Here is a 24,617-nt window from a genome sequence, read left to right on the forward strand (position 1 = left end):
CCGCTACCGGAGCCACACCAAATTATTCTATGTAATCATTGTATTTCATTCAGCCACTGAAAGTCAACTTTTGATTACATCAGGTATAGTGCGGCCATCTTCACACTTGGCTATCAACATGGAAAAACCGCAGGGGGGCCGTGTGGACCTCGGCTCCCGGAACAAGTCGGAGGTCATCACCATCCGAATCAATCCGAAGCTGAAGTTCGGCCTTGAACTCATGGCCCGACTCCACAACCGGTCAGTCGCACAGACGGTGGAAATGGCCATCCAGCGGGTACTCGAGGACCCGTTCGACGGCATCCAGAACTCAAGAGACGTCCGCTACGACCGCGATATCATCAATAGGCTGTGGTCACCGCACCGAGGCGAGCGGCTCCTCAAGATGGTTCTGACCCACCCCGAGCTCCTAAGCTTTGAAGAAGAGGTTCTCTGGAACAAGCTGACACGCGCAGGCGTGACAGAGCACTACCTGGAAGGTACCGGTCTCAACAACCTCCACCTGCGGCCAGGCTGTAACCTGCGCGAGTTCGAGGCGCGTATCGCTGACTTTTGGGACAAGCTTGATGAGGCGGAACGCGCCATGACGTCAAAGGCGAAGGGTAAGAGCCTCAAGGAACCGACGACTTAGTAGCGACGGGTTCTAGGCATGCAGAGGAGGCACGCCCCTCGCAAAGTCCCACCTCCGTCACACGTCTCGGTCGGCAACAGACGTCCGAACTCCCTCCTGCTCCTGGTTACCGCTGTTACCCGATTCGCCCCATAGAGACGAACGGATTTATCACACCTCTACCTCCGAGATTTCCGTGAAAAATTTCACATACCACGAAGCTCTAATTCATTAAAAACAGTTTTTTTGTTATATTTAACATCATTAAAGGCAAACGGGGTGTAAGTCCCGGACGCAAAGCCACAGGCCCGACCGGTTTGACCGAGGGCGGCTGGGTTGCCCGTCCCTCGCGGAGTTCTCCGCACTTTCACTTTCGTTAAAGAGCCTTTCCCACCCTCGGGTCGGGAAGCGAGTTTTCTCGCTCTTTAACAAGTCGAACATCAACACTCCCCCCGTCAGGGGGCAGCGCCAGGGCACCCGGTCCAGGTTTCACGGGTGCCCGTTCAGCTTCTCTACGTCTACTTCGAGCCGAAAGGTCCGACCCGCGCGACGCTCAATGTACCGAGCGGACAGCGCATCCACAGACGTGCCGCAGCCTTGGGGTTGCGGACTAGAAGAGAGGAACATCCAAGTGAGCAACAACATCATCGGACTGAACGGCGCCCCCCTGAACACCTCCTCCACCGTCACAGGTGGCTATGTAGCCTTGGGCTATCTTGGAAACGCGTCGGTCGTGTTCTCGCTAATCCAAGGGCGTGTCGTGCAGTTGCGGCCGTCGAACATGAACGAGATGACGCTGAAAAGCGTCTTCGGCGCGCAGTGGTGCGACCAGCACTATCTCGAGTTCCATGAGAAAAAGGAGGAGTTGGTCTTCAATCACAAGCGCCTGGCAACCGATGTCATCACCCAGTGTCAGGCGGCTGGTCTCTACGAGGAGAGCAGTGAGCGTCGCTGCGGCGTATGGCCCTCGTCGAACGGCGAGAAACTCATCGTCAACAGTGACGAGTTGTGGACAAACGACGGGGAGGCTCTCGAAGGGCGTGCAGTCGAAGGAAAAATCTACCCAAAGTCGGGTAGCGTTGGCTTCCAGCGGGATACCGCCAGTGCCAGCGAAAAGGACGTCGACCGTGTGCTGCGCTTTTTTGGCAGCATGAACTGGAAGAACGACATGGTTCCGGAGATGTTGCTGGGGTGGTTCGTGTGTGCAGTGCTTGCACCGTCCCTCGCACGACGCCCACACGTTTTCATCACCGCAGAGGCGGGCAGTGGCAAAACCGTGCTGCTTGATGCGCTGAGCGAAATGCTCGGCTCCTTGAATCACAAGTTCACTGGTCTTCCGACCAAGGCAGGGTTGTATCAAACCATTGGCGGAACCACCCGCTCGGTCATCATTGACGAGGCGGAGGCCGACACCAGTCCTGTCAAGTGGAAGGACACGCTGACGATTGCACGCAATGCTTACAGCCAAGCAGAGGCCGACTCAGGAATTATCGTCGGTACCCCGGGTGGCACGAGCAAGTCGTATCGCTTTTGCGCCCCCTTCTTGGCAGCCGGCATCAGCCCCGGAAAGTTCGAACCTGCCGACCTCAGTCGGTGGGCAATTTTCGAGGCGCTGAAACGTGACCAGACGGCAGGCAGCGCGCTGCCGTCGATGAGCGAGTTTCGGGAGCTTGGCGCACGGCTGGCAGTCAAGGCTGTGCGTCAGTGGAGTGTCCTCCAGGCGTCGCTTGAGGTCATTCGGGACGCCGTGCAGCTAAATGGCGGCGACGCCCGACTGGCTGACACCGTCGGCCCCCTGCTTGCAGGGTACTGGGTGATGGTGTCGGACAAAGCGGCGACGCAAGATGATGCGCAGACGCTGGTTGGTCTGTGCGGACTCGGCCGCTACGTCGAACAACGTGAAGAATCGGACCACGTCCGTTGCCTGGAGGCCCTTATCTCGCGCGTGCTGCCCCTACCGCGCTTTACTGGCGAGTACGTGGTGCGTCGGCCGATGTCCATCGGTGAAGCCATCACGAGCATTTGCGAGAACCCCACAGGTTCCCTGGAACTGCAACACCGTCTGACCCAGCTTGGCCTTCGGGTCGCCCTCCAAAAAGGGCGCTGGGTCCTGATGGTGGCCAACAGTGCCGACCATGCGGAGTTGCGCAAGCTGTTCCGTGGCACGAAGTGGCAGCATGGGGGCTGGTCGCTGACGCTTCGTCGCCTGCCCGGCGGCGAGGAAAGCACGCAGCGGTTGGGTGCAGGCTACAAGTCCAGCAAGGTGACGATGTTCGATATTCCGGCGGAGCTGTTGCCGGTATGTGATGAGAGCGAGCTGTTGGCCGCGTAAGCGGTCGGTAGCGAGCGCAGGTCCCCCATGGGGGCCTGCGCCATTTTTTGTCAGATTTCGAATGACCGTACCTGCGCAGGCTGGCGAGCAAAAATCGACCAAGACCGAGCTGTCCCGCAAGGCTTACGAGCTCGGGATTGACCATGCCCGCTTCAATCTGCGACGCCCTCGCGCGGGCAGCCTGCCGGTTGAATTTTTCCGCGGCTATGACAGCTACCGAGGCCGCAAGAAGGCCACCCGCAACTGGGCCGTCAACAAATGGCTCGCGCTGCGGCTCAGCGCCCTCAAGCGAGACTTCATCCTCACAGACGACATCTCCCCAGACTTCTTGGAAGGTATCCGCCCAGCAACGTGCCCTGTCACGCTGGTTGCACTGACAACCGGAACGGGCACGGAGACGGACTGTTCCATCGACCGTCTCATCAGTAATGGCGCATACGCCAGAGGCAACCTGGTCGCGATGAGCGCCAAGGCCAATAACGCCAAGGGCGACCTGACCTTTGACGAGGTCCTGGAAAACGCGTCGAAGCCAGCGCCGCAAAACGGGCTATCGCAAAAAGAATGGGCACGACTGCTCACCCTGATGTTCGGCGCCGAGGCCCATGCGAACGGGAATCGTCGCACCACCCACGTCCCGCTTTGCACAGCCATCCCACATCACATCTATTTCCAGCCCACTCAGCTCTTTCAGGAGATGCTCCTGGCTGAAGCCCGTGAATCGAACATCCTGACCAAGCCGTTCTGGCGTGAGAAAACCCTGCAATGCCTTGGAGAATCGAGGCTCTACGACGCCACGTACCAAGCGCTAAAGGCGGAATTCGCGCGTTGTGAATACGCTTATGACGCCTGGTTCAACATGACCCCATTTGAACCGTACCTGCGGTGGTTTTCTGCCATGGAGCCACACCTTGCTCGTTACTTGCAAAACTGGAATCAGGCGCACCATGAGCGCAACCGGCATCAAGAAAAATACGCCTTAAGTTGGGCAATCGATACACAGGGGAAAGCTCACCAACCGACTTGCTCCGGACCAGGGTGACAGCACTGATACCCTTCGACCACTCATCAATCTGCGGCGCCTTACGCCGAACCCATCGCACAGCAACAAAAAGGAGTTTTCCAGATGACCAAAAATACACCCGAGGAAGTGGAGAACATGCTTGACACACTCATCGAAGAAGGGACGGCTGCCTCCTTTCACGTCCGACCTTCATCCGAAGACATTCCATACGAAATGAGTGCCAAGCGCGCGGTGGGCAGAGTCGTACGCGCAGTCACCTACCCAGTCTGCGCCAATGAATATGAAGATATGACCATGCGTGAGCTCTGCACACTCGCGACCCTTGCACACTCAAACTGGGAGGCCTGCGTGGGCGAAGCTGTACCTGACGGTTGCCAGCAACTTGTTGATTCGTTCGATGGTATTTGCGTACTTCCTGGTGCGGGGCAGATTTACTTCGACGAAACTGACTTTCCCGACGCCATTGCTGGCCTCGTCGCCAAGAAGCTCGTGAAGGTCACCAAAGTCAAAGGCTGGAGGAAAACTCTCCGTAGTGAAGGAGAGGGGCAACTCGTCACGCTTACAAAGAAGGGAACGGAGTTGGTCGAGGCCATCGCCGGCAATCTCGGCAAATCCCTTTCTGTGCTCGAAGACCCGACCACACGCCAAGAGTTGCTGGAGTATGCGGGGCTTGACTAAGAACGCTGCCAAGGCTTAACAAGCCTTCACGGCGGGTAATTCCCGCCACGACGTGGTGTAGGCCGGCGAAAGCCGGCCTCGTCGCATCTGCCATGCGTTGTTAAGGCCCTCAGCACTAATGCGCACCGTTCCCCTTCCCCACTTCGCGTTGATGCTGTCCATCGCATTCATCACGCTCTGCGCTCGCTCATCCCCCGCTTCATGGGCAAAAAGGCTTTGCTGGCGCAGCTTGCGCGGCTGCAGCTCAGTCAGCACCACCCCTGCTTTTTGGTACGCATAACCTGGTCGGTAGATGCCCTTCAGAATGTTGATGGCGAACCGGCTCAGCACCCGCGTGTCGGCGGTGGGCTCGGGCAGCGGCAAGGTGACCGCTCGCTGATATTGAGGCTCCTTCGGTGTGAAGGGATTGGTGCGGATGTACACCTGGACGGCGCCGGCAAGGCTGTCCTGCGCGCGTAGTTTCTCAGCCGCCTTGGCGATGTAGCTCGCTACGGCTTCCCGTAGTTCATCCAGGTCATACACGTACAGCCCGAACGACCGACTGCTCATGATTTGCTGCTTGGTAGGAGCGACCTCTTCCAGGTCGACGCAAGACACCCCGCGCAGTTCGCGCACCGTGCGTTCCAGCACCACCGAGAAGCGCGCTCGAATCGTCTCTGCATCGGCATCCCTCAGGTCTCGCACGGTCTCGATACCCATCTCATGCAACCGGTCGGAGATGCGGCGTCCGACGCCCCAGACCTGGTCAACGGGGATGGTCGCGAACAGGTTCGACAGCTTAGCTTCCGACATCACCGTGAAGTCGCAGACACCGTCCCGTCCAGCAAGTCCCTTCTTCGCGCAGTGGTTGGCCAGCTTAGCGAGGGTCTTCGATGTGCCGATACCGACACACACCGCCAGCCCGAGCCACTGGGCGACTCGACGACGAATCTCAACGCCGTAGCCATGCAGGCCAGCCGAGTTCAGCCCGTGGTAGCCCGACAGGTCGAGAAAGCTCTCATCAATCGAGTAGACCTCAAGGTTCGCCGAGAACTGTCCGAGTACCTCCACGACACGATTGCTCATGTCGGCGTACAGCGAGTAATTTGACGAGTACGCGATGATGCCCTCGCGCGTCGCCAGTTCTCTCAGTTGATGCCAGGGCGCCCCCATCGGCACACCCAACGCCTTGGCTTCGGCTGAGCGTGCAACTACGCAGCCATCGTTGTTCGAGAGCACAACGACCGGCTTACCCTCGAGCCTCGGGTCAAAAAGCTTCTCGCAACTGGCGTAGAAGTTGTTGCAATCGACCAGCGCAAACACTGCCACTGCGTTACCTCGTTACCTGTGTTACCCAGAGCGCAGCAGTCAAAGAAGGCGCTTGAATTTGCCGACCACCACGCCCCAAACCACCATCTCCATTTCGCCGGTGACCTCGATAGTTGGGTAGGCAGGGTTCTCAGCAACCAGCGCGACCCGGGCGCCCCGCTTGTACAAGCGTTTGACCAGCCGCTCGCCGTCGACGAAAGCAACCACGATGTGGCCATGCTGAGGCTCGACACTCTTGTCGACCACCAGGATGTCGCCGTCGAAAATTTCCGCGCCCTGCATCGAATCGCCCTGGACCGGAAAGAAGAAGGTCGAAACGGCGTTACGGACCAGGTAATCGTTGATGTCGAGCCGCTTGTCCTCGTAGTCGGCCGCCGGCGATGGAAATCCTGCCGAGACCTTTCCGGCAGCCAGCGGGATGGCGAGGGTTGTCGCGTTCCTGTCAGGCCAAAGCGTTTCCGGGAAATCCTCTGGCCCCGGAGAACGCAGTCTTCGCCGCTGGGTGAAGTCAGACGATGAGACACTGGCAACAAGCGGTGTTACATCAGCTCGGTCGGAGTGGAGAAGTGGGTGGCAGTCGTTCATGGCTGTATTTTCGTACAGCTCTCGCCAGCCTACAAGCCTACCAATCAAGGCCCCAGCCCCAAGGCCACGCCCAAGCCTTGCAGCGACTGCCTTCACAGCCGATGATGAACCCTCCGACACCCACAAGAGAGCGCACATGTGCGGTCGCTACGCCCTCTACGGCCCCACTTCACGCTTGCACGAGCAGTTCGACGCAAGCATCGACGAGCTTCCCGAAGGATTCGGCCCCCACTACAACGCCGCGCCACTCCAGACGCTCCCAGTCGTGCGTCAGCGTCCGAACGGCGAACGTGTCGTGCATCTACTGCGTTGGGGTCTGGTTCCGAGTTGGTCAAAAGACGACTCCATCGCAGCCAAACTCATCAACGCCCGTGCCGAGACGCTCGCAGAGAAGCCTTCGTTTCGGGCTGCATACAAAGCACGGCGCTGCATCATCCCGGCGTGCGGGTTCTTCGAATGGAAAGCCGCCGAAAACGGGAAACAGCCTTACTACATCCATCCAGCCGACGGCGGCCTCTTCGGCTTTGCAGGCCTTTGGGAGCGATGGGCCCCAGCAGACGGCATGACCACCGACACCTTCTCCGTCATCACAACCGCTGCAAACGACGCCATCCGCCCCCTGCACGACCGAATGCCCGTCATTCTTGCCCCAAAGGACTACTCAACATGGCTTGCCAGGGCAACCGAACCTGAACACCTCGACAGCCTCATTTCATCACCCCCTGTCGTCCCGGTTGCACTTTTCCCAGTCTCCAAGGCTGTCGGCAACGTCAAAAACGACAGCCCGGACCTGATAGCGCCTGTCGACTAACAAACCACTGACCTCAAACCCACCGATTCCAGGCCATCCGCAACAAGGCCGCATTGGCCGCATGGCGGTCGAACCGCACCGGGTCGAAATCCTCGCCGGCCCATTGCAGCAGCCGGCACCCTTCCTCATCCAGCGGTCGCTGCGAAATCTGGTCCATGAAATCCATGTAAGCCGCTGCACCGCCCACATCCTCAGGCGGACAGGCTCTCTCCCCCGCCGACACATAGGCGTAGCCGCGCTGGTCTCCGTCAAGAGACTCAACACGCTCGACCACAACACGATGCTGCCAGCTGTCGCCGAAATCGTAGAGATAGGAGAAGTGGTCGCCGGTGGTCGCTACGCGGTCCAGCCGGACTCTGCGCTCATCGATGACGTCCCGCTCCGGGTCGTCATCCGGGTGCGGTGTTGCATAGGTCTTGCCGCCAATCTCGAACTCATGCAGATGGGCGTCGGTCCAGCCCATCGCGGCTTGGATGTAGTGGTGCAGCTTGCTCAGCGTGGAGTCGCCATCGACGAGCAGCCGACGCCAGATAAGCGGCTCAATGTCCTGAAGCTCGATGCGAAGGGTGTAGGCCTTCACGGCGGTTTTTCGCGACATTCGTCCTCCCTCTTTCCTCTCTACCGACGGCAAACTGATGCCTCATCCTGGCCGCTTTCGCAGCGGTTCGACCAGCGCGCGCAAGTCGTTATGGTCCAGCTCGTGCATCAGGGCAAGCAGTTGTCCGAGTTGCCCCTTGGGGAACCCCTCCCGCGCGAACCAGGCCAGGTAATGCCCGGGCAGGTCTGCAATGAGTCGGCCCTTGTACTTTCCAAAGGGCATCTCCCGGGTCACGAGCAACTCCAGCAGCTCTGGGGTCACAGCGCATCCAACAGCTTCATGAAGTTCCGCTTGCGCTTCCACTCCAGCCGGATTTCCCCCAGTTCGTCGCCGAAAATGCCCAACTGCTTGTGCGCCACCCGCAGCGCGCGGATTTTCTTGACGATGGCAAGCGCCTCCCCGTAGTGGGAGCCGCGCGAACCACCCTCGACCACATGCGGCAACAGGCGCTTGTAGAGCGCTATCGCATCCTCGTGATGCGTCTTGCTCCGCGCATCGGCGACCGGCTCCCACAGGCCGGCATCGACTTTCCCGCCGCTGAACGCGCGCCACATGGCCTCGGCATCGCCCTCGCGCAGAAAGATGGACACGATGTCACCCCGGCGGGGTTTGTCCCAGGGACTGCGGCGAACATGACTATCGGCGGCTTCTTCCTCAGCGACCTTCTGCCACAGGAAGTCGAGCGCCCGCTTGCGCAGCGCGGTCTCGCGTTCAATCAGGCCAGCGACTTCCATCAACTTGAAGAAGGGGCCGCAGCCAGGGGCCTGCTCGAAACGCTGCCAGGTGTGTCGCTCGACCTCCGCATGCTGCCCAAGCGCCAGCTGCAGTTCGATGGCAAGGCTCAAGAGGTCGTCATTGCGCTCATTCGGAAACGCCGCAATCCCCTGCTCCACCCAGCGCAGCGCCTCGTCCTTGCGGCCTTGCTCACGAAACAATCCGGCCAGCGTCAGGAAGCACGAAGGGGAAGACAGATTCTTCGCCTGGATGGCCACCAGCAGTTCGAAGTCATCCACACAGCGGGCGATATCCTTCATCGCCGACTCCACCTGGAAGCGTCGCGTGCTCCAGTCGCTGCGATAGTGCTCGGGACCCAGGGTCGGCAATGCAACCCACTCGCGCTCGACCCGCTGCCGATAGACGGCCAGCCCTTCTTCGCCCAGCGCTTCCGCGTAGTCCGGGAGCACCTCATGAAAGGTGTCCCATTGACCATCCATCTGAAAACTGTACAGGCGCTCTGCCAGGGAAACCGGGTCGGGATGCAGGGCGTTACAGGCAGCCAGATGCACTTTTCGCAGCTCAACAATCGCCGGCATCACCTCGCCGCCGGAATCGTCAATGTGCTGCAAGGCATCTTCCGCGAGCGCGATAGCCTCCTCGATGACTTCGATGAGTTCCGGCTGGCCGTCGGCGATGCGCTGCGACAGCAGTTCCGCAAGGCCTTCCAGGCGATTGGCGTAGTTACCCGCCTCGCGATACTCAATGAAGCCGTTGGTGCGGGTAGCCTGCTTGACCACCTTGCGCAGGTCGGAAAGCCCGGAGCTCTCGGCCACGGTCGCCGCCATTAACAGCTTCTTGCGCAGGGCGTCGTCGCGCCTCGCAGCGTCCAGGACAAGCGCACGCAGTGCAGTCACATCAAGCCCCGCTACGTACGATTGAATCTGTATTTCTTCAGTCGTCAATTTCCATCTCGATGGTCTGGCGCGTATTTGCTTAGGCAGATTAAAGGTAAAGGCTCGGACTCACACCTGCAGCAGAAGCGCCCCACGTTTTGCCCGCGTCAACGCTACGTACAACAACCGGCGCTGGCCTGCCGTCTCTTCAGCCGGCCCCAGGTAATTCTCCGGTGCCACCACGATGACGCAGTCGAACTCCAGCCCCTTGGCCCGGTGCATCGTGGCCAGATGCACGACGTTGCGCGCATCGGCATGATTGCTCTGCGCAGTGATGGGAACGGACGCAATACCAGCAGACTGGAGTTGCTGCCCCAGCGCATCACGACTCTTCTCGCTGTAGCTCACCACACAGAAGGAAAGGCTCTCGTTTTCGGCCTGCACACTTCGCCACTGCTGGATGAAGGCGATGGTGACTCTCGCGGCTTCTTCCAGACCGCTCGTCATGCGGACCTCCGGTGCAGGCCCATGCGATAGCGACTTATATCGTTTGCTCTCGTCGTGTCCGTCATCGAGGTCATCGATTTCGCAAGCTTCGAGCAAGGCCACGGCCTGGCGGCGGATTTCGTCCGTGGTGCGGTAGTTCAGGTAAAGCTTTCGCGAGCGGCCGCGGATGTCGATGCCGCAGCGACTCATCGCCGCGCGGTTGCGGCTGTAGATTCGCTGGTGACCGTCACCGACAAAGAAAAGGTCGTTGGGTCCATGCGCAATCATCGCGCGCAGCAGCTTCAAGGCCTGGGGCCCAAAGTCCTGGGTCTCATCGATGACGATGGCTGCGTAGCCAAGCTGCGAGCCCTGCTCGATGGCAATCATCTCGGCGATTTCGCGATAGGCGTCATCAACTTCCTTGAGTTTGCGCGACGCAAGTTGCCCGCGATACTCCTCGAAGACTGGCCACACCGCATCGCGCTTGGCACGGCTCAGAATCACGCCGCGTCCAACCCGGCGCGCCGTGCGATACTGGTCCAGCGTCGTGAGGCCCTGCGCCAGCACAACCTGCTCAAGCTCATCCGAGTAGAAGCTGTCAGGCAGGTCGAGCGTAGCGTCCTTTGTGGCCAGCGCCGCCTGCCAAGCCTGCAGCGCCCCGTCCTGCTTGCGGTCATAAACGATACGGTGCTCCAGCTTGCGTGCGCGCATGAAACCACCCACCCAGGCATCGAGGTTCTTCACCTCGATTTTCGCCATCGTGTCCGCACTGCACAGCGTCTTCAGGTTCTCCTCGATGTCGAGGGCGAGATTACGCGTGAAGGTGGTGAAGAGCACCTTCTTGCCACCCAAAGCCCGGTTCTCCGCCAACCATTTGGCACGATGCATGGCGAGTACCGTCTTGCCGGTGCCGGCACCACCCAGCACTCTGACCGGACCGCTACGGTCGCCGCGCGCGAGTTTGTTCTGCGTCGGGTGCAGAAAGACCCGCCACTGGGCGAGCGGCGCGTTCATGATGGCCTGCATGGCCTCATCGTCATCGACCACCACAAAGCGCGACTGCGACTCTGCCGTCGCCAGTGCAGCGACAAAGTCGCTGGTGTCGATGGCCTGGTCCACCCGGGTCTCGCGCGCCTGCAATACCTGGCTCACGCTGTCACCCGCGGCTACCAGGAAGAGGCCCTCATAGGCCTCGGCCGGCAATCGGGGCTGCAAGGCGTCCAGCGCCTCCTCAGAGCTGATTTTGCGTACGACCGGGAGTAGCTCCTCCGGCACCCCGAGACTCATCAGCTCAGTGTCGGAGAGTTCGCCAAAGAGCGGCGAGGGGGCCGGCTCGACAGACTGCGTCGGCGCAGCGTATTCCGAAGCATTCTGCTCCAGCGCGCCCCTGTCGGCCTCCTGCTCGGCCACATGCTCCAGCATCACCATCTGCATGGCCCCGGTCACCGGGTTGATGGTCAGCTTGCGGTTCTCGGCCCAGCGATAGGCATCGTCGTGGTGGTCGACATAGAGCAACACATAGACGTCGCCCTTCGAAGGCTTGAATACGATGCCGCGCCAGTCCTTGTCGAGCCGGACCGATTTCAGGTTGGGGTCCCTGGCACCGTTGATGTTCTCGTAGTTGATACCGGAACTCGTCGGGTCCGCCTGGAACTGAATGGCCCATTTCATCACTTTGGCATGCATCGACACCGGCAAGCGGGCAAGTTGCAGCAGGAAGTCCTGTGCCAACGCGACCTTCGGCTTGAAGCTCATTGTTCGTCCTCATCGTTCAGAGCCAGACCCAGCGCAGCCGCCACCGCACCCTGCCAAGGGGCGCCGCCCGCGGTAACCAGGCCTTCGTCCAGTTCCACCACAGTCCACTGCGCCGCAACCCATGCCTCTTTCAGGTCAGCCTGGTCATCACGCAACACGACCAGCATTTCTGTTGGCCAGGCAAGCTCCGCATCGGCTTGTACCCTGCCCTTCTCGTCTGCCAGTTCCAGCCCCACCTCGGGGACTGCCGCACCAGCCTCTGCAAGGCGGTGCAGTCCCGGACGCAACTCGGCCAGCGTCTGCTGCAAAGTCGTCTCCCAAACCGCGAGCAAAGCGGCCTGAGCAGCACCTCCGGCGGCCGGTGCACCCGACGAGTCCGCACCGGACTGAAGCCCCTCGTAGTCATGACCATCGAGTCCACTTCCGGTAACCATCAACGTGCCAGGCAGGAACTGCATCGCATTGAAGAGCTGCAGCCAACGGCGCCACGCGGCGTGCAGTTGCTCGGCGCCTTCTGCGACGGTTTCATCCAGGACCACGATGCCCGGAGCACTCCAGCCAAATTCAGGCGGCGTCGGGCGCCCCCACGCAAGCGGCCACCACCCGACATAGGTGCTCGGCCCCCTATTCACCGCGACACTGGGTGCAAAGCCGCTACCAGGCGCCTTCACGGTCTCGGGCAAGCGTGACAACCACTGTGCACGCTGGCTTTCGCAAGCCGTCTTGTCAGCTGCCGTTGAAGGAATCATCAAAAAGCCCAACCACAGCGCATTGCGTTGTAATTGCGCCACCGCACCAGCATCGTTCCCGCTCCCCCCGGGTGTCGCCAGCCATGCAAGCAGGCGCGCCACCGCATGCTGGGTAAAGGCCTTCTCCTGGGCACGCGGAATATGCGCCGGGGCAATGCTGCCATCGTGGCGCGAAAGCGCGACCAAGGGTGACTCCAGGTCATGGTCAAGACTACCGGCGAGCGCTGCTTTCACATCATCATGCGTTACCGACCATACCCAGCACTGCCCGCTAGCCAAAATGGCGCTGCGTTTTTGCGCATCTTCCCGCAAACAGTGCTGGTGGTCCGCCCAGCCATCGCAGAACACCGCTATCGGTTTGCGCTTCGAACTCGCCGACCACGGCCAGATGACGAAGTCCGGTTTGCTCCAGGTACTCAGGTTCAGCATCGGCCCCAACTCACACTGCGGCTCGACACGATAACGCTGACTCCCCACCTCCAGAACCCAACCGGCCTTGCCATTGACCACGTCCTGCACAAGCTTGACCAGCGGCAGCCCGCCAACGCCACTGAGCCGCTTCAGGCTCTCGATGAAGCGCGCCTCAAGTACCGAATCGAAGTTCGGGTTGATGAAGATGTCCGAAATCGTATCGACCCGCTGCAACTGGTCCAGCGCCCCAACCAGGTCGGTCAGCACCGCCTTGGCGTTGTCACGCGACACCTTCTCCATGCTACGGCCCAACCGGTACTGATACAGGCAACGGTAGCAGCCGTCCTTTTCCGGGTCAGTATTGCAGGCGCAGTGGGTCACCGCATCGAGCGCCATGCGCAATACCTCAGCCAGCGTACCGGCATCGTGTGCCAGCAACTGGTGCAGATAACCCGTTCCGCCTGGCACCGAGTCGTAGAGCATCACGTAGTACTTGCGCGGCCCACCGTTCTTGCCGGGTTCATCCTGCTGCACCATGCGCAGGTGGTCCACCCTGCCGCCAAAACGGCGCTTCAGCCCCAACTGCAGCGCCGCCATGAAGGACTGCACTACCCGCTCATCGACCCCATTCCGGGTATAGGGCACCAGGATGCGCAAGGCCTCGGACTCGAACTCGCGATAGAGGTACAGACACTCCAGCAAGTTGGCCGGGGCGTTGCTGCCGTACTTGGGACAGTCAAAGCTGTGGGTCTGCTCCGCCGCCTCACCATTGCGTTTGGGCGGCTTCTGCACCTTGCCGCAGTGCCGGCACAGTCGGAATCCCGGACGTGACGCCTCCTTGTCAGCCACCTTGAAGGCTTCACCCGGCTTGGCGACTTCGCCAAAATTCACATCGCGAAATGTCACCCTGGAGATGAACTCGAAACCGAAGGGCAGTGCGTCGTCCGCAATCTGCCAGGCCGCACGCACACTGTCCGGCAGGAAGTCCGCCATCAGCTGGCGCACGTAATACTTCGGTTCCCGGTCTTCGGCGCTGTCGTCGATGCGCACTTCCGCATCGTTACTGTTGGCAATCGCCTGACGAAAACGCAGCAAGGTCCGGCGCTGCGCCGCATCGCCCCACATCGAATCGTTGCAGCGCGGGCACACCGAATGAACATCCGGCTCCACGCTCAGGTTCTGCATGTGATGGCAGCTCGGGCAGAAGCGCCAGTCCTCCGTCCGGGCGAGGTTCATGTTGATTTGGTCCACCTCCACGCGCCGCTGGTTGGCGTAGAAGCGGTTCTCCGGGGCGAACTCGGACAAGGCAGACTGCGCAGGGCGCTCGTACTTTAGGGTATTGAGCGTTACGTAACTCCCCTGTCCCGGCTCATCAGACGCCCGGCGACGCCACAAGACCGACTTGAGCTGGACCCCGGCTTCCGGGAAGGCATAGTTGGGAATCAGTCCGTAGTCGGTCAGCGTCCCCAGCAGGTCCCGGGTGTTGATTTCCTTGATGAGCTCGATGAACTTGTCGCGCTCACGCAGCAGATTGTCGATTTCCGCCTTGGTCGCCTCATCCTGTGGCTTCTGCCTGAGCTGCTTGACCGCCTTGTCGAGCTCGTCCTTGCGCTTCTTGTAGCTGCGCCGCTCTTCCAGCAGTTCGGTCAGCGCCTTCATCAAGCGGGTGCGCAAACCATCCGTCTCGCCCTGCCCCTGCATGAAATCCAGCAGCCTCGCCCGCACCACCTCATCCACATCTCCGTCGAGCAGCTGCATGAAGCCGTTAAAGAGTTGCTCCTCGTGGGCCAGCACATGGTCGATGAACAAGTAGGGAAAACGGTCGAGCTTGCCCGCCTCCATCACGTCCAGCGCCTGCGATGTCTTGTCCGGCAGGGCGTTCTGGCTTCCCAAGCCCGCCACCCAGTCATCCATGCAGTACGCGAACAGTTGCCGGCGCAGCACCTCGGCGGCCTGCAGGAAGACGCCCGGCGGCGACACTTCGCCGGCAATCATCTCCTCGGTCTCGGCAAAGAAGTACAGGTCGTGCGGACTGTTGCCATCGGCCAGGGTGGTGGTCATCGCATTGCCATCGCGTCGCCCTGCGCGGCCCACTCGCTGCAGGAAACTCGCCTGATTGGGCGGCACCGAGCAAAGCAAGACTGAGGACAGGCTGCCGATGTCGACACCCATCTCCAGCGTCGGCGTGGCGGACAGCAGATTCTCGTACCAGGGCTTCGGCTGCCTGTCCTTGAAGCGGTTCTCCAGCGCCTCGCGCATGGAACGCTCCAGCAAGCCGGTGTGTTCGGCCGGAATGACCCGCCGCAGGTCGCCACGGCTGAAGCGCTGCGCCCACCACTCCTCCGCATCCGGAATCAGTGCTTCGTAGCGCGAATCCAGAGCATCCAGGCAGGGCATCCCAAGTAGATGCCCGGCATCCTCGCGCGGCACCGCCATGCGGCGCTTGTTTCCCTCGGTCGCGACAAAGGCCACCTCACCGTACAAGGTCAGTTCATCAGGATTAAGCGCCAGGGTATCGCCCAGATGATGACTGGACCTGATGAGTACCCCCTCGGCCACCAGCATTCGGACAAGCTCACCGTAGAGGTCTGCCGCCATCCCCTTGGCCAACAGCATCTGCTGCCCGAGTACCACGCTCGCCCAGCGCTCGTACCAGGTCGGCCGGCCAGAGCCGACGAGCTTGTCAAAATCATTGTGCTTGCCAAGCGTCACAAAGATGGGCCGCGGGGTGTTCGCCCCCATTCCGGGTAACCATTCCCCCCGGCCTGCCGTCTTGGTGAGCGCAAAAACGTTGCCGTCTTCAGCATAGACACGCAACTCAGGGTCCATCACTCCGCCACGCTGGCGCATCCGGGTAAGCATCCCCCACAGCCACTGGGCAATGGTGGCTTGCTCGATGCCCTGCGCACCGTACTGCTCGCGGAACACATCCAACAAGCGCGCGGCCAGAGGTTCGAGTCTCGCCCAGGGCACCGCCAGCACCGCCTTGCCGATACGCTCCAGCGTCCGCCCGCGCTGGCTCAAATAGGTCAGGTCGCTGAAGAGCTGCCACACCAGACGCTTCTTCACCTTGGCCGGCAAGCGGCTCTCGGCAGGCAAGTGGTTCTTCTGCAGCAGCTCGACCGACCAGTCGTGCTGCCAGGCCATGTTCGGGCCGAGGAATTCCGACACCAGCCGCGCCGGCTCCATGTGCAGCACCGAGCCCGGCTCATTGAACTGGGCATGCGCCCGCTCGATGAAGGCCGGCCAAGCCATCGCCTTGAGCTCCACTTCATCCATCACATGCGCCCACGCGGTGCGCACATTGTTCATGTAGGTCCGGGCACCGAAGAAACCTGCGCGGTGCGCGGCATCCTGCACCGAATCGGAGAAGGCAATCAGCTTCTTGTCATCGTTGAAGGGGCTGGCCCAGCTGTTCTCCACCACCTGCGAGCCCAAGGTCGCGTTACGCGCACCCAGCAGTTGAAGCTCGCCACGTTCGCCGCAAGCCGGGCAGGTCGGGTCGTGGTGGGTGTATTGCGCCTGCCCGACCACGCGGGTCTGCTGCGCCGTCACACGGTAAATCGGCATCAGAGTCTGATGTCCGCAAGCGAGGCACGCCTCCTTGCCCTGCTGCACGTTGCCGCAGCTCACACACACCTGCTCCTCGATGCCCTCGGCCAGTGGCCGACCAATGCTGCGCGCCGCGTAGAAGCGTGTTGCCTCCGGACGTCGGGAGAACCAGGTGTTGTAGATTTCCTCGAGGTTGGTAGAGAGCTTGCTGCTGCCCTGCACCAGGCGCGAAATCCATCCGGTGGTGCGGCACTGCCGGCACTGCACCATGGGCAGGTACACCCCGTCGCGCTCACCCGGCAAATCCCGCTCACTGCGCAGCCTGAGCTCTTCAGGGTCGGCAGCGAGCTTGCCCACCATGCGCCGCAACTCCCGCACCCACACCTGCACGCGCAGGGTCACCAAGGGCTGGCCGCCCTCCCGCAAGGCCCATGCCATCAGGACCAGCAGGGCATCCAGGACCTGGCGAATCTCGCCCTTGCTGGCGTCAGGCATGTTCCGTGCAAACGCGTCCGTCAAGGTGTCATAACTCGCCACCCCGCCCTTGAGCAACTTGAGCAGGTTCACAAACAACTGGTGGCGCTTGAGCAAAGACCCAAGTGCCTTGCGCCACGCGGGGGCGCTCACATCCGCCGGCGGCTGCTCATCCGGGAAGAAGAGGCCAAACCACGCGGCCACCGCATCCTCTGGCGACCGGTAGTGCGCGGGGTCCAGCGCTTCGACCCATTCGCGATGGAAGCTGAACATGAAGTCCACCATCGCGTCTTCGAGAAACACCCCGACCGATTGACGGTTTTCCACCACCACCGAGTCCGCCTCGAAGGGCACCCCGAAAACCTGCCGGGCATACTCGCGCAGCGGCGCAGTGTCCGAGCCTCCACCCAGCGTGGCAGAAGTGCCGGCGCAAATCAGGTGCTTCGGGTCTATCTTCAGGCGTGCCCGCAGCCGGCGCAGCAGCAGCGCCAGGTCGGTGCCCTGCGCACCATCGAAGGTGTGTAGCTCATCGACCACCACGTAGCGCAGCGTGGTCGGGGTGTTCGACGCCCACAGTTCGCGGTCCATCGGCCGAAGCATCAGGTAGTCCAGCATCTTGTAGTTGGTCAGCAAGATGTCGGGCGGGTGCTTGCGCAGGGTACCCCGGTCGGTGATGACCGAATGCGGCGTCATCACCATCCCGTCACCGCCGTTACCCGTGTTACCCCCTACATAGAGACCAACACGCAACCCCGCAAACGCCGGCACGCTCGCCACCAGTTCCGCAATACGTCGCGCCTGGTCGGTGGCCAGTGCATTCATCGGGTAGATGACCAGCGCCTTGATGCCGCCCTCGCCCTCCTTGCGGGCACGGGCGCAGTGGTCCAGCACCGGATACAGGAAGCACTCGGTCTTGCCGCTGCCGGTTCCAGTGGCCACCAGGGTGTTCGCCGCCGCGTGCTGGCTAGAGAGGCGCTGCCAAGCCTGCTCCTGGTGGCTGAACGCAGGGAACTCGGTCTGGAAGCCGGCAAAGAAGTCCCGCCCGGCCGCGCCCGGCACGAAGGGCAGGCCGACCTGCACATAAGGCCCCTTCAGCCAGGCAGCGTCATCCTCGACAAATCGGCTCATCAGGCCGTGCATGAAGCGGTCGGCAGGCTCGAAGGCGGCGACGAGAAACTGTTTTAGCCCGGTCTGTATATCTCGAGCGAGAAGGGATGGAAGCAAGCTCAGGACTCCTCAGGCTCTGCTTCGTCGTGTTTGCGGCCGACCAAGCCGCAGTAGTTCAGGAACGGAAGTCCATCTTCGAACGTCATGGGAGACGCCTCAGCTCCTTTAACCGAAAATCGCGCCTTGCGACCATAACGTCTTCCACCCATCGCCTTTCGCAACAACTTCTGCGCAAGGTCCAAATGTTTTGGAGTCGCAGAGAGGAAGCCAATAGGCATCCAAAGCCCAGGATTCCCGGGACTAGGCAAGTGGATGACTGCGGCCATGAAGCCGGCGGGATATAGCATCAGTTCCAGCCGTCCCCCCATCAGCATGCCGTCCGGGGGAAGAGGACGCGAGAAGTGAAGTTCGGTCAGCCCTTGCACCCGGAAACGACTCAAGACAGCCTGTTCCTGCCCCTGCTCGGCGTAACTCAACACATGGAGGTTGTCAGCGCCCCCATCGCCCCGCAGTAGCGTCGAGAAACCCAACACGGTCTGGGAAAAGGCGTCCCCTCGCCCCCAAAGCAGGTCATCGGGGGTAAGCCACGCCAGTGATGTGAGTAATGGTCCGTGCCGACGGTGCCCGAGGCGACGCTCCTTAATCCGGGCAACGATTCGTTCGCGGTTCTCTTGCAGGTAAAGATTACCGAAGACGGCCTCGATGCCTACCGGGTATCGTACTGCTCTCGTCACGTGAACTTCGGTGAGATACCGGAACAAGTCAAATTTTTTGCCCTGAAGGTACTGTCGAAGTAGCGGCAAGTCGAAGGTATCGATGAACTCCTCGAGTTCGGAGCCGCCAAGGGCGATAGTCCGGGGAATCGCTGCCGTGACTTGCTCATTCACGAATTGCACTAGTTCAGGCGGCGCAACTCTTTCGAATGTCTGGTCAATCTGCCGTTGAACCTGGCCATCGCTGTCAAGCGCAAAACTGACAGGAATGGGAATGTAGGTGCGACGCCTACTCTCAACGTCTTCGACCGAGTACACGCCAAATGAACGGTCTCGCAGGTCGCCACGAAGCGCCGCCACCTCGGGGAAGCGCTGGCGGTAGGCCATGCGGGCGCGCTCAGCACTTTCGCTAATCGACTCATCTGATGTTTCCAGCTTCAGGGGATTATCGGTTATGGCTTCGTTTGCTGGGTGCCGCAGGGGGGTGAATGAAATGAGGTCAAAGGTCACCGTGTCGCTTCGAAGTTCAACCTTACTGAACCGCGGATGGTCACCCCCAGACTCCTCAAAACGCTCAATTGCAAATCTACTCAGTTGAACGTCTTCTTCTAAGACCTCAAGCAAACCCTGCCGAACTAATGAGTCAAGGACAGCCAATGCTTCGCTGTCCGTGAAGCCGAAGTAGTTCCTAAACGCGCTGATGTTGACCGCACCACAGATATGCAAAAGCCGCAGAACAAACTCAGTCACAACAGGGAGACGTTCCTCCAGTGCGATGTATGCATCGACTCGAAAAGTCTCCACGGGAAGCCCGAAGGTCACGCGATTGAACTCAGATGGAAATCTCATGCTCCTTCTCCCAGTTGCTCGGCGGGCAGGACCAATGCGCGTCCCTGTTCGGCGAGTTGTTCGGTGTACTTGAGCACTCGTCCCAGCGGGGTATCTGCGTGTTTTCCCTGCCACAGCTTTCTGGAACCCACTACAAACAACCGCTCCATGGCGCGGGACATGGCAACGTTCACCCGATTGGGGCTGCGTAGGAAGCCAATCCTCCCATCTGGGTTATTTCGGACAGTGGAGAGGATGACGATACGATTCTCCTTACCCTGATAACTATCCACCGTATCGACCTTTACGAGACGTCGCGCGGACCCGAGCCAAGCCGCTTCGGCCTTTAGCTTGTCGATGAGCGACCTTTGCCTGCTATACATGCAGATAATGCCGATGGGTGGCTCTTGAGGGTTGAGGTCTTCCGCCATAAACGCCATGAAGTCATCGGACTCGACAATCTGCTGCAGCAACTTCATAACCACGTGCGCCTCCGCAGTGTTCCAGGTGTCGTCGCGGGCCTCGCTTTGCTGCTCGTAGCCACGGCGACCAAGCGTCGAGGTGTCAATCCAGGTCACTTGTTTTGAGAGATGCTCGGGAAGCAAGTCGTAATACTCGGGCGGAGAGCCCCTGCCAGTTTCAAGCTTGCCGCCGTAGAAGCACTCCGACACCAGCTCGCCGATATCGGGCGCCATCCGGTATTGGGACAACAATGTCGTTCCGACCTGCTTACCATAGGAGGAGTTAAAGAGCCGCTCAAAGTCGCTCCGAAGAAGCGATGAATTGTCCTCAACACCATAGCGCTCACGAACTGCTTCGCGAACTTGGTCCGAGAAAGTCGGCGGCAGCTGGAGGTGGTCACCGACCAGAAGGATTCGGTGACCAGCTTGCATCGCAACGGCCAACTCGCTGGGCGCAGCACGCCCGGCTTCGTCGATGATGACCCAGTCGTAGATGTTTTGGACGACTCCCGCACCACGGTAGCCGACACCGACGAGAGTGCCCGCAACAACGGTCCGAGACTTGGCCAAGAACTCGGCGAAGTTAGCGTCAGACGAACCCAAGGCAGCGACCCAATCCTCAGACAATCTGATTATCCGGAGAAGCCTTTCGATGGCGTCCTGCGAGCGAACTTCGTATTTTTGGGCCAGACCGTCACGAATCTTGTTCAAGATTTCGACTGGAGATACCTGTGCATCGACCTGATAGAAGTCAGCAGCGATGTCGTATAGCGATTCCTTCAGCGCACGCACTCGTGCGTCTATCAACGCTATAGACCGCTCGTCTTCCCTGACAGTACGCCCTTGTAAGGTCTCAATTCGGTCGCACAACATCCCAAGCCTCTGGTGAAGGTCAACCATTTCAGAGGCATATCCCTTCGGCAGCCCGAATGCAGTCGCAAGTTCAACAATCCGCTCCTTTTGCTCCGCCTTGAACGACTCTCGATATGCGTTTTCGAGTGATGAAGCATGCAGGTGCCGTATCGCGTCGGAGACTACTGACTCCGCGCCAAGTCGGACAGCGTTGAAGTCCACGCCCATGGTGCGGCAGACCTCCATACCCTTCTCTAAAGCGTTGTTGACGGCTTCGTGCGCTTGGCTAACAAGCAGGATGCGCCGTGCCCCCTCCTTCGTCATCAAGTAGTGCAGCAAAGACGCGATAAACCAGGTTTTTCCCGTGCCTGGCGGCCCCTGAAGAAGGCTCACAGGTCCGTTGCCAAGAACGCGCTTGAATGCTTCACGCTGACTTGGATTAAGGCTTTTCCCATGTTCTGAATATACTTCCAAGTCTTGGTCGGAAGGCGCCGAGAATTTCAGCGGCACCAGCTCGGCAGAAGGTTCAGCGTCAAAGTAAGAGATGAGGTTCGGCACTACCGCCTTGTCCTGAAGGATTCGCTCAATTGCGAACCGCCTTCGCGTGAATGACGCCTTCTCGTTAGTACTCATGAGACGCAACCGACTACCTATCTTGAAGTTGGCACGGACATGCGCTTGGTCGATGGCCAACTCCGCGTACGCACCCACTGTCGTATCACGCAAATTGAGTTGACCACAGGGCCTCCAGACTCCATCGCTGCCTTGGCTCTCAACGGCCACCACATCGGGCGGCTCGTAGTTCAAGACACCGGAATCGGCGTGATACGGAATCAAGAGTTGCCCGGGGCGTTCAGGGTTGCTTCTCTTATCCCCAGCAACGGTGACTGTGAAGAAGGCATCTTCCTCAGCATCAAGAAGCGTCTTCCAGAGCTCCCGTATTGGAACGGGGCCGGCGTTTACGGAAGCCAAGGCTTCGCCCTCTTCCTCAGACTCTGCGGCGGAATCCGTATCTGTCGCCTGCGTACCGGCGTCGCCGGCCGGGAGCCGCCGTTTGACCTGCGCATCGTCCAGTAAAAACAAGACAAGGTCCTGAGCCTCCGATGCGGGTCCCTCGACGAGCTGAATTTCCATGCGGACAGACGCATCTCTCATCGTTTGGGAGCGCAACAGCTGGCTCTGGGACAGGCGGCTCACCTTCACCGACTCGACGAGTTCCTTCGCTGGATTCCATATCAGGGTGAGTTGGCAGCCAACGCCGGTCACGTACAAGCGGATGCACCCTTTAGACTGGCGGTCACGTTGAGCCGCAACGTGAAAAGCTCCGTTGTCGCTCCGCAGCACACCTGCAGGGACTCCGACGTAAGCGAGGTTCTGAACGACTACCGTGAAGCGTTGCGCTTCTGACTTCTCGCCTTCTCCAACCTTATCCAACGCCTTTGAGAGCGGGTCAAGGGTTGACAGCGTGTGGGCGCCGAGAAGGTTCGCCAACTCTTCATAAACACGAGGAATCGGGAGGCTACCGTTAGTCGGCGCACTGCGGCTGGAATCCAAGACTTCGACGAGTACGGCCGCAAGACTGTATCGGTCTCGCTCTGTCGGGTTCAGCGACTTGTAGTTATCTGGCAGATATCCAGTAGTGTAAGCATCGTCTTGGCTTCTTCTGAAGTCCAAAACGTCTACAAGCACCGCATCACCAGAAGGGCAAACCACAATGTTGCCAGGGTTTATATCGCCATGGAAAAGTTCCACCGCATGAAGCTTTGTTAGGGTTTGCACGAGTGACCGGGCAACCCGCAAGCGCGCCTCGTATGAAGGTGATGCCGAGAGCCAAGTCGAAAGAGACTGTCCTTCGACCCAGTCTGTCACCAACAATAGGCTCCCTCTGGACAGGCCAAAATCGACGACGCCATGCAGCCCCGGAATCTTCATTCCCTTGACTACACGCGCACGCTCGAGAAAAGACAAAAGGCGCAACGACAGGTCCGGCTTCCTTGGGTCTGGCTCTACTCCGTACCAAACCTTGACAAAGTGGTCGCCGTGTTCCGTGGTCGACCGGAAGTACAAATACTCCTTGGCTCCCTCAAATATGTCGGTCTCTTCGTAATCACGTTCCCTACTGTTGGCGCGGTAGGATTCAAAGGCAGCAACATCGACAATCTGAAGCGGGGCGTTTGCGGTCGCGGCGTTCAACGCTTCCAACATTTCTCGAGCGTTGAGGTACCGCTCACTTGATGCTGGCGAAAGCCCCTTCTTGATAACCTCAGTGACCGCAGTACTGAAGCCTGCCTCGGCTCTGTCTGACCAGACATAGGTATCCGTCGATTTTGGTGGGCGCTCTCCGAACAGAATGAGATGCGCCAAGGCTGCAAGCATAAAAACATCGCGACGATAGGGAGTCGCCGCAGCATCGCTTTGGTCATCTTCAGGCAGGACTGACTGCTCTACCTTGACCTTTTCGCGGAAGGCACCGACCGTCTTCATCTCCGGGTAGTAGGCCGCCGGGAAGCCTGACAAGACGACCTTCGCTGACCTGTCCAACCAAATGCTGTGGTCCCCGATGTCACGGTGTGCCACATTCAGGTCATGCAACTCGCTGAACTTGTGAAAGACCGCTTTCACCAGACTCAGCCGCTCGTCCGCGGAGAGCTTCGGAAGTACCGAGTGCTTAAACTCCTCTAATCGTGTCACACGGCCCGGGAGCGAAAACAGCTCAGCGAAGTCGAGAGTCACATCCCGTTCAGACTTGCGGCTGATGGGGCGCATCAGGCTGAGAGAAAGCTCTTCGTTCTTCTCCGCAACATACTCATAGACCCGCTGCTCCCGAAGGCCCACAAAAGCTCGGTCGCGCTCGCCAATGAGGTCAAGCCCAATCGCTGTGAAGTCCCATTGGCGCAGCAACGCGTGCTTCAGTGGGTCATCCTTGGCACTGGCCCGAAACTCTGAATACAGCTTCTTCGGGTGAACGAATATGGGGGCACTCTCTGGCCGAAACCCATCGACCAGATAGTCCCTTGGCTTGAATGAGGGCCCCTCGAAGAACTCGTCGTATTTTTCTAAATAATCCAGAGGGTTGAAGTTTGGCCGCTTCCAAAAGTACTGCTTGAAAACCTGTTCGTAACGCAGCGACAGAAACTCGGTCATCGTCAGGACCGACTTCTCCTCATCGGGTGTGAGCTTCGTCTCTTTGACGTTACCGTGCATCACAACGAGAGAGGCAACAAATGGCGTGTAGCTCGTCCCAAGTTTCTGCTTCATCAAACTTGCGAGTCGCTTTGCATTCAGATTGGCTTTAAGGACCGGGGACGTATCCCTCGACTCGCCATCCACGTACCACTTCTGTCCGTCAGACTCCAACAACCTACCGTGCCAGTTTTTAAGCTCGACCACGATGACAACGTTATGCGTAAGCAACACCAAATCAAAATCATCATCGCCAGCTCCTCTCCCGCCTCGGCTGATGGCGAAAGAGGCGTAGCCACGCCACCCGTTGCTGAAGGAAGTGCTACTAAACTCTTTCTGTATCTGCTGGTGCGCCTCAACTTCAGCCTTAGGGACACCGGTCTTCTTAATAAGCTTGATATCCACGCTATCACTATTCCTGGTCTAAGTTTTC

14 protein-coding genes and 1 riboswitch are annotated in these 24,617 nt (G+C 59.8%); of the genes, 5 read left to right on the plus strand and 9 right to left on the minus strand.

Annotated features, from left to right (window positions below; genetic code table 11):
* The first annotated feature begins 118 nt into the window (after positions 1-118).
* The 4 genes from DNK49_RS02415 to DNK49_RS02430 all read left to right on the plus strand — a co-directional run bounded on the left by DNK49_RS02415 (position 119) and on the right by DNK49_RS02430 (position 4,641).
* Positions 119-631: a hypothetical protein gene (locus DNK49_RS02415; RefSeq protein WP_110522703.1), complete on the plus strand. Its 513-nt coding sequence runs from the start codon at positions 119-121 to the stop codon at positions 629-631.
* A gap of 238 nt (positions 632-869) precedes the next feature.
* Positions 870-954, plus strand: a riboswitch (cyclic di-GMP riboswitch).
* Positions 955-1,166: 212 nt separating this feature from the next.
* Entirely contained in the window at positions 1,167-2,942 is a 1,776-nt protein-coding gene (locus DNK49_RS02420) for a hypothetical protein (RefSeq protein ID WP_207806865.1), read from the plus strand.
* Positions 2,943-3,003: 61 nt separating this feature from the next.
* Positions 3,004-3,981 carry a hypothetical protein gene (locus DNK49_RS02425; protein WP_110522705.1) on the plus strand — a complete coding sequence of 326 codons (978 nt, stop codon included), beginning with the start codon at positions 3,004-3,006 and terminating at the stop codon, positions 3,979-3,981.
* A gap of 84 nt (positions 3,982-4,065) precedes the next feature.
* Positions 4,066-4,641, plus strand: a complete 576-nt coding sequence (locus DNK49_RS02430; RefSeq protein ID WP_110522706.1) for a hypothetical protein — start codon at positions 4,066-4,068, stop codon at positions 4,639-4,641.
* A 15-nt stretch (positions 4,642-4,656) separates the two neighbouring features.
* On the opposite strand, the gene DNK49_RS02435 is transcribed toward DNK49_RS02430, so the two are convergent.
* Positions 4,657-5,949 (minus strand): Y-family DNA polymerase, encoded by a 1,293-nt coding sequence (locus DNK49_RS02435; RefSeq protein WP_110522707.1) that lies wholly within the window; start codon positions 5,947-5,949, stop codon positions 4,657-4,659.
* Between the two features lie 39 nt (positions 5,950-5,988).
* Complete coding sequence (locus DNK49_RS02440; RefSeq protein WP_110522708.1) at positions 5,989-6,534, minus strand: LexA family protein; 546 nt, start codon at positions 6,532-6,534, stop codon at positions 5,989-5,991.
* 136 nt (positions 6,535-6,670) lie between these two features.
* Here DNK49_RS02440 and DNK49_RS02445 point away from each other — a divergent pair, with 136 nt between their 5' ends.
* Complete coding sequence (locus tag DNK49_RS02445; RefSeq protein ID WP_110522709.1) at positions 6,671-7,345, plus strand: SOS response-associated peptidase; 675 nt, start codon at positions 6,671-6,673, stop codon at positions 7,343-7,345.
* Between the two features lie 13 nt (positions 7,346-7,358).
* Here DNK49_RS02445 and DNK49_RS02450 read toward each other — a convergent pair whose 3' ends face one another.
* The 7 genes from DNK49_RS02450 to DNK49_RS02480 are packed head-to-tail and all read right to left on the minus strand — an operon-like array spanning position 7,359 to position 24,589.
* The gene (locus DNK49_RS02450) at positions 7,359-7,943 is read right to left on the minus strand and encodes a plasmid pRiA4b ORF-3 family protein (protein WP_110522710.1); all 585 of its coding nucleotides are present in this window, start codon (positions 7,941-7,943) and stop codon (positions 7,359-7,361) included.
* A 42-nt stretch (positions 7,944-7,985) separates the two neighbouring features.
* Positions 7,986-8,204 carry a DUF3820 family protein gene (locus DNK49_RS02455; protein WP_110522711.1) on the minus strand — a complete coding sequence of 73 codons (219 nt, stop codon included), beginning with the start codon at positions 8,202-8,204 and terminating at the stop codon, positions 7,986-7,988.
* A complete protein-coding gene (locus DNK49_RS02460) occupies positions 8,201-9,622 on the minus strand; it encodes a DUF6880 family protein (RefSeq protein WP_207806866.1) in 1,422 nt (473 codons plus the stop codon). The genes DNK49_RS02455 and DNK49_RS02460 overlap by 4 nt, the downstream gene beginning before the upstream one ends.
* A gap of 60 nt (positions 9,623-9,682) precedes the next feature.
* Positions 9,683-11,794: a UvrD-helicase domain-containing protein gene (locus tag DNK49_RS02465; RefSeq protein ID WP_110522713.1), complete on the minus strand. Its 2,112-nt coding sequence runs from the start codon at positions 11,792-11,794 to the stop codon at positions 9,683-9,685.
* Positions 11,791-18,204 (minus strand): DEAD/DEAH box helicase, encoded by a 6,414-nt coding sequence (locus DNK49_RS02470; RefSeq protein ID WP_110522714.1) that lies wholly within the window; start codon positions 18,202-18,204, stop codon positions 11,791-11,793. Before DNK49_RS02470 ends, DNK49_RS02465 begins: the two co-directional genes overlap by 4 nt.
* Before the next feature lie 2 nt (positions 18,205-18,206).
* The gene (locus tag DNK49_RS02475) at positions 18,207-19,709 is read right to left on the minus strand and encodes a hypothetical protein (protein ID WP_110522715.1); all 1,503 of its coding nucleotides are present in this window, start codon (positions 19,707-19,709) and stop codon (positions 18,207-18,209) included.
* On the minus strand, positions 19,706-24,589 hold the full coding sequence (locus tag DNK49_RS02480; protein ID WP_110522716.1) for an AAA domain-containing protein: 4,884 nt from the start codon (positions 24,587-24,589) through the stop codon (positions 19,706-19,708). Before DNK49_RS02480 ends, DNK49_RS02475 begins: the two co-directional genes overlap by 4 nt.
* Between the last annotated feature and the right edge of the window lie 28 nt (positions 24,590-24,617).

Origin of the sequence: Parazoarcus communis SWub3 = DSM 12120, from assembly GCF_003226565.1 — a bacterium.
Classification (GTDB): domain Bacteria; phylum Pseudomonadota; class Gammaproteobacteria; order Burkholderiales; family Rhodocyclaceae; genus Parazoarcus; species Parazoarcus communis.